Below are 11,210 nucleotides of genomic sequence, written 5' to 3'. Positions count from 1 at the left end.
TGATGGGTTATTGTCGTTTACGTCTGATCAGGAGGACTGCGCCGAATACCAATACAGCAGCCGGCAATATCCATACGAACACGAGTTTTTGTGTTTGTGCTGCTTTCAGGCTGATGGTCAGCAGGGTGTCGGTAGGCGGTATTTTAAATAAATGAACCGGATATGCTTCATCGGTCATCCAGCTTAAATAATTCTGGCTAAGAACATGAGAATAAGTTCTGAGGCTGGACATAAAATCTGCGTCTCCGGCAATGGCTATTCTTTGCTCCTTGTTTCCTACCTGCCTGCTCAGGGCCAGGCCGACGGTGAATGAATCGAGTTTGTAATCCCCTTCTGCGGCAACCATTACGGGCGCAGCAGAGTCCGTTACCAACTGCCCCATTTTTACCCAGGTCCTTCCTTTATAGGCTGTCACCATTGTTCTCCTGACCCTGAATCCATTTTCAGTGAAGGAAAGTGGAACAACACCGGGGTGAAGATATTTGACAGAATCTCCATACTCATGTGCAGCTTTAACACTCAGGCTGAATATATTTTTTTCTTTCAGCAGGTCTGCATGCTGTATGGTGGCGAAAGCAACTACCTTATCCGGTGTTTCATGTTGGGATACCTGTACAAGGGCGCCCGGCATCATCGTTGCCCCCATTGGCTGAATCAATGGATTCAATACTGACTGCTTACCTGGTTCACCTGTTATCAGCAGGTTACCTCCTTTACCGATATATTGTTGGAGCCGGGTAGTTACGGTGTCGTTCAATACTATTTTGGGATCGGCCAGTACCAGGGCACTGGCATCCGCGGGTATCTCCTGTGTACTGAGGTTGAGACTATCGAATTCAAAGCCATGATTGATCAGTGCTTTCCGGCTTGCTTTCTTGATGGAATAACCAAAATATTCCCGTTCCCCCATTTTATACATGCTTCTTTCAAGGTTGCCGGTGCTGGCATATATCTTGGGGATTTTATCTGTCGACAATCTTTTCAGTGCAGTCGCCAAATGATCTTCATCGAACCAATAGTGCGCGTCTTCATAATTCCGCAGAAAAATACTTTTGCCTTTGTATTTCAAAAGCATCACCGACCGCATTCCTTCCGGCGCCAGGTTGATCTGCTTCCTGATCTCCGCCGGTTTGAGATAAGGTTCGAGACTTGTTTCACTCATCTTGGCGCATTCTTTAGCGATGGAATCCAAGCTCATGCCAGGCATTCGTTTATAGAAGTAGTTGTCATTGTCCATCACATCATAATACAGCACATATTTGAATTTGATATTGGGCTTGAACCGAACGTACTTGTCCCAGATCTTCCAGACATACGTGTTGCGTTCGCTGGGTCTGGTAAAGCCAAACCCTCTGCCCCTATCAAGCAAATTGGTATACAAGGTCACTTCCAGTGGCTCATCCTGCATATTCTTCAGAATTTCCTGTGTTTTTTCTGTGATGGTATTCATTTTGGTTCTGGTGCCATCCCAATAACCTATATAGCCGGGTCTCGAAGTAAGATATCCCACTACCATCACGGTCAGGAAAACAGTCAGATACCGTGCGGCTTTTTTTGTTCGCGAAACCAATTCCCGGCCATGCAGCAGGCTCAGATAGGTGAAGGTGACAAACAGGTAAGTGATCAGCACATAATACATCAGGTCGCGGGTGGTGATCAATCCTTTCAACATTCTTTCCGCCCTTCCGTTGATGGAAAGGAAAAATGTGAGATCACGGATGAAATCATATTCCTGCCCCAAACGGCCAACAGCCTGCAGGAAGTAAAGCAGAATAAATGTGGCGATAGCCGCAACAATCTGATATTGGGTGATACTGCTCATGAAAATCCCAATGGCCGTATACGTACAAACCACCAGGTAGAAGGTGATCAAACCAGCGCATAAATGTCCGATATCGATATCCTTGATACTGAAAGCGCCTGCCAACATAAACAACAGCATGATGGTAAACAACAACATATTATAAGCCATCACGGCCAGGTACTTCCCCCATACGATCTTACTGAGTTTTACCGGAGAAGAATAGAGCAGTTTCACGGTACCATTATTGAATTCACGATTGATCAGTCCCATCGTGAGCAGGGGAATGAACAGGTACAGGTTGGAAAGGATACCACTAAAAAATCCGCTTCCAAAAAAAATCGAAGAGGTCAGGCCCAATGGAAACTGCTTGAAATCAGATGTGGTCCGCTGCAAGGAATCCTGAAGATTTGCCGTTGAAGCAATCGAATCGCCATAGAATATGGCACAGATGACAAAGAAGATCAGGGTCAGAAACCAGGCAACCGGGGAGAAAAACAGATTCCGCAATTCTGTTCTCGCTATTTTGAAAATAAGTTTCATGACTATTTCTTATTGATGTGATTGAGTGGATAATTGTTTGAAAATATCGTCGAGCAAACCTTTTTCGAGATTGACCTCACGGATGCGCCAGTCTTTTTGTACACCGGCGGCGATAATCCTTTCAGTGATGTCTTCTTCCCCATCGAAAAAGATGCGTGCCTGTTTATCGGTCTGGTATTCTGCTTTGGTAACCCCTTGCACCTGCTGCAATTCATGTATTGGAGGTGGATTGGCGAAGCGTACCAGCACACTATGCGGCTGCATGTAATTGTTGAAAGCATCCATCGAATCGGAGAAGATAACCCTGCCCCCTTCGATCATGATCACCTCCTTGCAGAGCAAATGGATCTCAGACATGATATGGGAAGAAAGCAAAACCGTTCTTTCCTGCGCAATCTCCCTGATCAGTTTTCGCGCTTCGATCAATTGGTTCGGATCGAGACCATTGGTAGGTTCATCCATTACTACCAGTTTAGGTTTATGAATGATGGCCTGAGAAATGCCCACCCGCTGACGATAGCCACCAGACAGGTTTTTGATCAGTCGCTTACTGAAATGAGCAATGCCTGTTTTCTCCTTTGCCTCATCCACTGCTTCCTTTATCTTTTTCCCTTCTATCAATCTTAATTCTGCTGTATAACTGAGATACTCATCTACTGTTAGATCAAGATATACCGGTGGCGTTTGTGGCAGGAAACCGATAAACTGTTTGGCCAGCTCCGGTTCCTTTCTGATATCCGCGCCATTGATGCTTACATTTCCTTCGGTTTGGTTGAGTGCCCCGCAGATGATATTCATAGTAGTGGATTTGCCGGCTCCATTGGAACCCAGCAAACCAATGATGCCATTGGTTGCGATCTCGATGTTGATATCGCGGATGGCCCAACTGGCGCCATACCGGTGCGAGAGGTTTTCTGTTTTTAAGATCATGTAATGAATGTTTATGAAAATTTGATAAGGGCATAGATCGGCCTGATCAATACAATCACTGTATCAACAGGGGTTGTTAACAGGGCTGCCTGCAGGCAGCTTTTATGGTTTTAATGAAAGGTTCGCTGGCTGTACTATTTTATTCAGGCTTTTGATGGTATCCTAATTGTGATCAATCCGGCAGTTGGAATCCTGCCTGTTTGAGCAGCTCCCTGATCACACTGAATTTTTTCAGCACCAGTGTTTCATTCACATGCAGATCGGCAAATGCTGCCGGTGCATAAAAAAATGCAGCCGTGAGAAATGCCCTGCAATCATCCGCTTCGCGCGGAGCTATGAGAAATGGATTACCACCCGGGTATCGCTTCATGGGATAACGAAGAAACCCAAGGTTCTGTGGTAAGGGCGCTTTATTCGGAGGCAGCACGTACGGAAATAAGTCCTGCAGCGTATAAATATCTACCGGCACAGATGGCACTACCGTTTTGGCGGCCGTTCTCGAAATGCCAAAGAAATTATTCTGTACCTGATCCGCATATTGATTGTTGAGAACATATTCCGCAATACCGGCAAGCATCGATGCAGTATACATAGCTTTTTCTTCATCACTCATTGCTTCCACATCCTTTACTGAAATACCAACGGTATTGAATCCACGCAGTACCGTCCACCCATATGCAAACGCTGGTTCAAATATTGGATATCCGTCTGTAACCGAATCGGCCAGCAGTATGCTGGGGATCAACATTTGAGATGGCAGTTTTGGGAGCATCTTCTCCTTCAGCAGTTCCAGCAATGCCGGTATCCTTTCTTTGGAAGAAACCTTTGTATAGGAAGCAGTGGTTTGTGCATACATCGTATAACTCAGAGACAATTTGATGTAGGAGCCACGTTGTTGTCCATCAATATGGCCGGTCTGTTTTTTATAAATAGTATCGTTCATAAAACTCGCAATACCGGTGGTTTTATAGAACTCATAGATTGCGTGATCAACAGGATCATTGGGATTGTCGGTGATAACAAAATAGTTTTCGTCGATACGGCTGGGAGCCGGAGAGCTGTCTTTCCGGCAGCCAGCCATCGACAAACCAACTATCCAGCAGAGTATGATGATTGAATGAGTTAATCGCATAATATTTTATTTCATGAAATAGTAAGAGGTATTTGATCGATGAAGCCAGTTATCGTTTCAATGGACGATCAGGTCTTGTTTCATTGAAAAGTAATCCATTGTTGAATTCAATTTCATCATTGGCAATGGGCACGATATAGGCTGCGGGGTCCTGTGACCAGGTTCCTAATTCATAGTAGCCATCTTCATCGTATCCATTTCCGGTAAATGTATAAGCCCGGTGCCTGATCGTTTTTTCGAATGGATATTTTGCATTTACTGCATAGCGGCGCAGATCGAACCAGCGGTGTGTTTCAAAACAAAGTTCAAGCCTGCGTTCATCGCGGATGGTATTCATCAGCGCAGCCCCTTCGGAATGGAGAGCCGGCACTTCTCCAGGCTTGAATCGTGTTTTTCTGAATTCCTGCAAACTGTTACGGGCTTCTTCAAAACGATCAAGACCAGCCAGGGCTTCCGCCTTGTTCAGATATTGTTCAGAAAGACGGAGCAGGAACATATCCGACGCATCATCCACGGAATTGGTGAGCGTTTTTCGCTTTTTCGCCATTCTGAGATTTCCTTTGCTGTCCTGGCTAAAGAAAACTTTCCGTCTGAGATCTTCCGGTAAATAAAGCAGGGCAAGCTCTTCTGAAGCTTTATAGAAAAATACGGAGGGTGCATCTGTGCTCAGGTTAGTAACAGCGTGCATATTGGTTGTTGACATGCTGAAAATCACCTCAGGAGAATTCCGCTTCAGGAAATCGTCGCCCTGTGTATGTTGATTCAGGTCTTTCAGTTGGTACTGATTGTTATTGATCAATTTGTCCGCATACAGCAATGCTTTTTCATAATTCTCCATAAAGAGGTAAACCCTGCTGAGCAAAGCCTGTGCTGCTGCCTGATTAGCACGGATGGTAGTGGTTTGATTGGCCCCTGCCAACTGCTTCTCTGCCTCCAGCAGGTCTGATACGATCTGATTGTACAATTGTTGTGTACTGCTTCTTGCAATGAACTGATCTTTGATGGCCGGATCTGTTTTCAGCGGCACCCCGAAACCTGCTACTGCCGGCTGATAAGGCTTCCCATAAATATTCACCAGCATGAAATAATAACAGGCCCTGAGAAAACAGGCTTCTCCGTGAATCCGGTTCAATGTTTGCGCAGCTTCGCCCTTCTCCCTCAACAAGGGTATATTATGGAGAATGGTATTGCTACGGGCAATCCGGCTGTACAGATCGTTGTAGTAATCGTCAGTGGCTGTGAGTTTTCCATCGCTGTCGATGCGGGGTTGCGACTGCCAGAAATGAAAGCCGGTTTCCTGATTCGGTATCCTCACCTTTGTTGCAGGCTTTCCCAGTTCTGCATCGTCATCCATTGCATACAGCATATTGGGTGTAAAGGAGGCCACTTTATAGTAGTAAGCATTTCCTACCAGCAGTTCATCGAGGTCATCGGCCGATTCGATGAAGCTGCTGTTCTGAGAATAGGTAGACAGAAATTTTTTGCAGGAAAGGCTCATCAGGCTTATCGTGCAAATCAATGAAACCCATAAGCGGGTAACCGGTACATTCATACGGCTATTTTTAGAAGCTGAGGTTGAAGTTGATCGCATATACTGGTCTTATTGAAAGGTTGATATTGGGAGCAGATCCTGACTGGGAAGGATCCTGGCCACGCAGTGCCTGATGGGCAATGGTGAAAATATTATTACCGGTGATGGCAACGGTAGCTCCTTTTACATGCCATTTGCTGCAAATTTCCCTGGAGAATGTATGCGCCAGGCGGACGGATTGCAGTTTCAGGTAATCACCTTTTACAACCCTGAGGTCAGCGTTGTCATACATCTGGTAATAGTCTGTTGCAAAAGGCCTGGTCACCCAATAGGACGCATTGTTCCACCAGGCAGATTTGTCCTGATCATTGATCGCTGCACCACCCTGAACAGCAGGGATATTGGTAATATTTTCGTCACCCGGATAACGCCAGCGCTCCGTGAATTCTTTGCGGATATTTTGCTGAGAGCTGGGCCTGAACGTACCATAATTTCCTGAAGCGATCTGCAGCAGTCGTATCTTATTGCCAACACTGTACGTGAACGTAACATCTAGCGACCAGTTCCTGTACAGAAATGTATTGTTGATGCCACCCTGCAATACGGGTTCTCTTTTTCCAGACTCTACCATTACAATATTGAACACTTCCTCCTTCGTCATTTTATTGTATTGGGCTGTCAGTGCAGTTTTGTTTTCCGGCTCCGCTCCATAAAATACAGGATAACCATAATTGGGGTCCAGCGTTTTGAAACGATAGGAATAAAACGTATTTACCGACTTCCCATTAACAGGCACAGTTCCGTTCAGGTACTCCTGAAAGGTTAGTATGGCATCATCAACCATCACGTTGCGGCTGTTCAGTTTATTGTTGATGAGTTTGTTGAATACCTGACCGAGCTGAGGATCGAAACGCCAGGAAAAACCTTTCCTGTTACCAGATCCTTCATTGTTGATGATCCTGAAATGGAGGTCAAGTTCCACGCCCTGGTTCTCCACCGAGCCGCCATTCACTACATAGGAATTGCGCGGCGCTCCGTTGGCTGCAGATACTTTTTTAGTGAGGAAGGCATTGGAGGTTTTGCTGTAGAAATAACCCAGTGATCCCCTGATTTTTCCTTTCAGCAAAGAAAATTCCAGGCTGGTATTGTAATCATGTTTTTTCTCCCAGCGCAGGTCAGGATTAGGGAAGGATGTAACGGAAGCGGCCATCGCATTGTAGTAGGTATTGATCGATTCTTTTTTGATGATAGTGTAAGGAGTTTGTCCCTGCAGCATATTCCCCTGTGTACCGTAAGAGAGCCGCAGTGCCGCATATTCGATCCAGGATTGCTGACTGAGCAGGTCTTCATGCAAGTTCCATCTGCCAGACAGGGCCCAGGTGGGCAAAAATTTCTCATTGCTCCTCGATCCAAATGCGTTTGAATATTCCTGGCTTGTGGTAGCGCTGATCACTATGCGATCGTCGAAAACATAGGTAGATGTCAGAAAGCTGCGCAGAGAATTTTGCAGGTCTATCGTGATCATTGGCAGGCCATACGTCTGCAGCCAGCTGCCGTAATCCTTATACTTTGTGAGATCGATGTTGGCAAAACTATGCCCGCGGTTTGGATAATAGCCCCGGGTGATACGGTTGGTGCCATTATTTCGATTGGAAAGCATTTCAGCTCCGAGAGCAGCCGTCAACTGGTGTTTTTTCCGTTGATCGAGGAATTTGCTGAAATCAAAACGGCCATTGACCGTATAGTTTTGTTTTCTTGCTGTCAGCTGCCGGAGTTCGCCACCAAAAGGAAGCGGATCTCTGCTTTCAGTGAATGTTCCGTTTACAGCATCCCAGGCCCTGGACCTGAGCTGGGCAGCCCATTCCGTTCTGTCTTCGAACCAGGTTATTTGTTCTGCATTGCCACCTGTATAGGCCAGGGTTGAATTGAATTGTATGCCGTTTGCGATCTCGTAATTCAGATTGAGCCTGGCAATATACTCGCTGTTCTCGATCCTGTCCCCGGTATGGTCCATTTCATTGATGATGTTCATCGTATTGAAATCATAGAATTTGGTGGTGTGTGCAGTATTGGAGTTGACGGTGGAATAATAATACAGCGAACCATCTTCGTTGTACAGCGGGATGGCGCGGCTGGTGCCATAAGCATAATTGAGCACACCCACTTCCTGCGGAGTATACCTGCGTTTGCCTGCACTCATCTGGATATTAAATTCCGCTTTGAATTTCCGGTGGCTGAGCAAAACATTCAGCAGGGCGGTATACCTGTCGTTGCTTTCTTTCCTGATCACGCCCGGTTCGGATTGATAGCCTACCGAAGCGCGATAGGAAGCTGCGGCGCTTCCTCCTGAAACACTGAGTGTGTGATTGGTGGCGAACACATCACGCATCGTATGTCCCAGCCAGTCAGTATTGAGGGTTTCAGCACGATCTACCTGTTTTTGAAAACTATCGTAATCGATCAGGCCGGCATAATAATCGGCAATGGCTTTTTCATAGGCCACCAGGCCACCACCGCGCAGGACCATTTGTTTTTCGATCAGCTCACGGGACACATCCACCCGCTCGCGGGAGTCCATCATGTAGATCGATCTGTCTGAATAGCGCGGTCTTCGGGTATAGGTTCCGGTTACATTGTAATTGAAGACCGGCGGGCCTGGTTTTCCTCTTTTGGTGGTGATCACAATTACCCCGTTGGCAGCCCGTACGCCGTACAATGCAGCGGCAGTAGCATCTTTCAATACATCGATCTGCTCGATGTCGTAAGGATTCAATCCGGAAATAGCATTGCCCAGCAGGTTCACAAAATCTGGGTCATTGATCCTGTCGGCAGGAATGGGAATAGGATTGGTGCGCACAATACCATCCACCACCCAAAGCGGTTCGCGTGAGCCCATGATAGTGCTGGTGCCCCTGATGCGCAGTTTGGGTGCCGCACCCGACTGCCCGGAGTTTTGCATATAGGTAAGCCCGGGCACACGGCCTTCCAGCATTTTGTCTACCGTATTGAACCCCGGTTGCATGATGGAATCCATGTTCAGGGAGGTGACAGAACCTGTAAGATATTTCTGTTTGATTTTTTGATACCCGTTGAAAATAACGGCTTCCTCCAGCACAGCACTGACACGTACCATTCTGATGAGTACATATTGTTTGGCGGCAACCACCAGCTGACTCTTTCCGGATAAATCCTCCTTATCGGTTTGCTGATTGCGGGAACGCTCAGCTGATATTACCTGAAAGATCTCTCCGTTGAGCCGGAGGACAATCGGACTGAAGCCTACAGCAGAAATATCCAGTATTTCTCCCTCTTTCACATCGAGCAAAAACTGCCCGTCACTCCCAGAGGTAGTGCCTCTTTTCGTTCCCCTCACACGGATGCTCACATTGGAAAGAGGTTGGCCATCAGCATCCACGATACGACCACTTACACCTGGCATATTCACAATGAGCCTTTCGATCTGAGGAATTGTTTTTGACTGATAGGAAAGAATGATATTCTTTTCACTGATAGTAAAGCTCACCGGCTGTTCTTTAAATACCCATTGCAGCAGTTCCTGCAAGGGCATATTGTAGGCCGAAAGCGTAACAGGTTTGGAGTCTTCGAGAATGTCTTTGGTGTAGAAGACCGAAAATCCTGTCTGTTGTTTGATGGCGTTGAACACATGCTTCAGCGGAATGTCTTTTCCGGAGATCGTTACATTTTGTGCAGAACCTGCAGCATGTACCTGTAAGAAAGCGATTGTCAAAAGCAGGGTGGTTAATTTCATAACCAGCAGAATTTTGGTGAAGGGTCTTCGACTTCGCCACTGACCATTGGGCACAACAGGGCTTGAACCAGACCCGGAAGCAGTTTTTTGCATACCTTTGGGTAAGTTTTGATGGTGAACTAAAAGGAATAATCGCCGTTTGGAGCCAATGAAACTGCCGCCGGAAGTGCAACGAACACCTCCGGCTTTTTTATTGGCCCCGGTAAATGATAGGAAGGCTAATGATCACCGGAATTTCACCGGTCAGGAAAGGTTCTGCTATGGTTATGGTATGATTGAAATTTCGTGAATGGGATCACTTTGATAATACAGTAAGTATATTCCCTTCCAGTTTATATTGTATCCTTGACTTCTCAAGTGCGAGCAATATACCGTTGAGCGAAGTATTCATAGACATCTCACCGCCAAACTCGACGGACGGAATACCTTTCTCGTATTCAACACTTATATCGTACCAACGTTCCAATTGACGCATGACCTCTTCAAAAGAAGCATTATCGAAGTTGAAGAAGCCACGCTGCCATGCCATTATTTTATCTGTATCCTCAATATTGATGATGCGCACCATATCGGTAACGCGGGCCTGCTGTCCGGGTTTGATGATTGCGCCGTTCACTTTTACACTTCCTTCGATCAATGTGGTATTAAGGCTTTTCTCATTCTCATAGGCGCTTACATTGAAACTGGTTCCCAATACTTCGATCTCCGCCTTGTTGCGCGCATTTACGATGAAGGGTTGTTTTGCATTCTTCTTCACTTCAAAATATGCTTCACCTTCTAATTCCACTTTTCTCTCTTTGTCATTGAAGATGGTTGGATAACGAATGGAACTGGCTGCATTGAGCCAAACCTCCGAACCATCAGGTAGCGTCAATTTATATTGCCTCCCTTTGGGAGTGGACATCGTATTATAGACCCTGTTGCTGCCCTTGCCTTCATAAGCCAAAGATCCGTTTACAACTTTAGCGGTCACTCCTTCCTGAAGGGCAACTGTTCCATTTTGTATTGTATCAAGCAATACCCGGGAACCATCAGCCAGGGTAAGCACTGCGCCATCTTTTCCCGGTTGAATATCTTTCTGCACTAATTCAGGTAAAGTGGCAGCATTCCTCTTTTCTGAAATGATCCAGAAATAGCTGATCACAGTCAATACACCAATCAGACAAGCTGCCACCCAGTACCATTTGCGTAAGAAAGGTACTCGTCGTGCAGACGAACTCCTATTGATTACTGGTGCTTCAGAAGGTATTTTATCCATCGATAATACCGAACTCAGGATTGGTTCCCATATCGTTTCATCATAAGGGGAACTCCGTTCATCAACAGTCAGCATTTCAATAATAGCTTCTGCCATTCCTGGCTTATCCTTTTCCAGTGCTGCAAACAACAGCTCCTCTTCAGGGGTAAAGGCCTCATCGTTTGCATGTTTTTGCAGCAGCGATATGATTTCTATTTTAGTCATACTCCTGTTACTTTATCAATCAGGAAAGAGATTAGGACTATA

The 11,210-nt window shown here is 46.0% G+C and carries 6 protein-coding genes; all 6 read right to left on the bottom strand.

Going from position 1 to position 11,210, the window contains the following annotated elements:
• Window positions 1-7: 7 nt before the first annotated feature.
• Window positions 8-2,344: an ABC transporter permease subunit gene (locus tag FSB84_RS15200; protein WP_130538794.1), complete on the bottom strand. Its 2,337-nt coding sequence runs from the start codon at window positions 2,342-2,344 to the stop codon at window positions 8-10.
• Between the two features lie 9 nt (window positions 2,345-2,353).
• Window positions 2,354-3,274 (bottom strand): ABC transporter ATP-binding protein, encoded by a 921-nt coding sequence (locus tag FSB84_RS15195; protein ID WP_225980075.1) that lies wholly within the window; start codon window positions 3,272-3,274, stop codon window positions 2,354-2,356.
• 172 nt (window positions 3,275-3,446) lie between these two features.
• Entirely contained in the window at window positions 3,447-4,406 is a 960-nt protein-coding gene (locus tag FSB84_RS15190; RefSeq protein ID WP_130538792.1) for a hypothetical protein, read from the bottom strand.
• Window positions 4,407-4,455: 49 nt separating this feature from the next.
• A complete protein-coding gene (locus FSB84_RS15185) occupies window positions 4,456-5,958 on the bottom strand; it encodes a RagB/SusD family nutrient uptake outer membrane protein (RefSeq protein WP_158643921.1) in 1,503 nt (500 codons plus the stop codon).
• A gap of 10 nt (window positions 5,959-5,968) precedes the next feature.
• The gene (locus tag FSB84_RS15180) at window positions 5,969-9,706 is read right to left on the bottom strand and encodes a SusC/RagA family TonB-linked outer membrane protein (protein ID WP_158643920.1); all 3,738 of its coding nucleotides are present in this window, start codon (window positions 9,704-9,706) and stop codon (window positions 5,969-5,971) included.
• Window positions 9,707-10,001: 295 nt separating this feature from the next.
• The gene (locus tag FSB84_RS15175) at window positions 10,002-11,168 is read right to left on the bottom strand and encodes a FecR family protein (protein WP_130538789.1); all 1,167 of its coding nucleotides are present in this window, start codon (window positions 11,166-11,168) and stop codon (window positions 10,002-10,004) included.
• Window positions 11,169-11,210 lie beyond the last annotated feature (42 nt).

It is taken from the genome of Pseudobacter ginsenosidimutans, from assembly GCF_007970185.1.
GTDB classification, from domain to species: Bacteria; Bacteroidota; Bacteroidia; order Chitinophagales; family Chitinophagaceae; genus Pseudobacter; species Pseudobacter ginsenosidimutans.
Note: the sequence above shows the minus strand (reverse complement) of the source record. Positions and strands in the feature narration are given on the sequence as shown.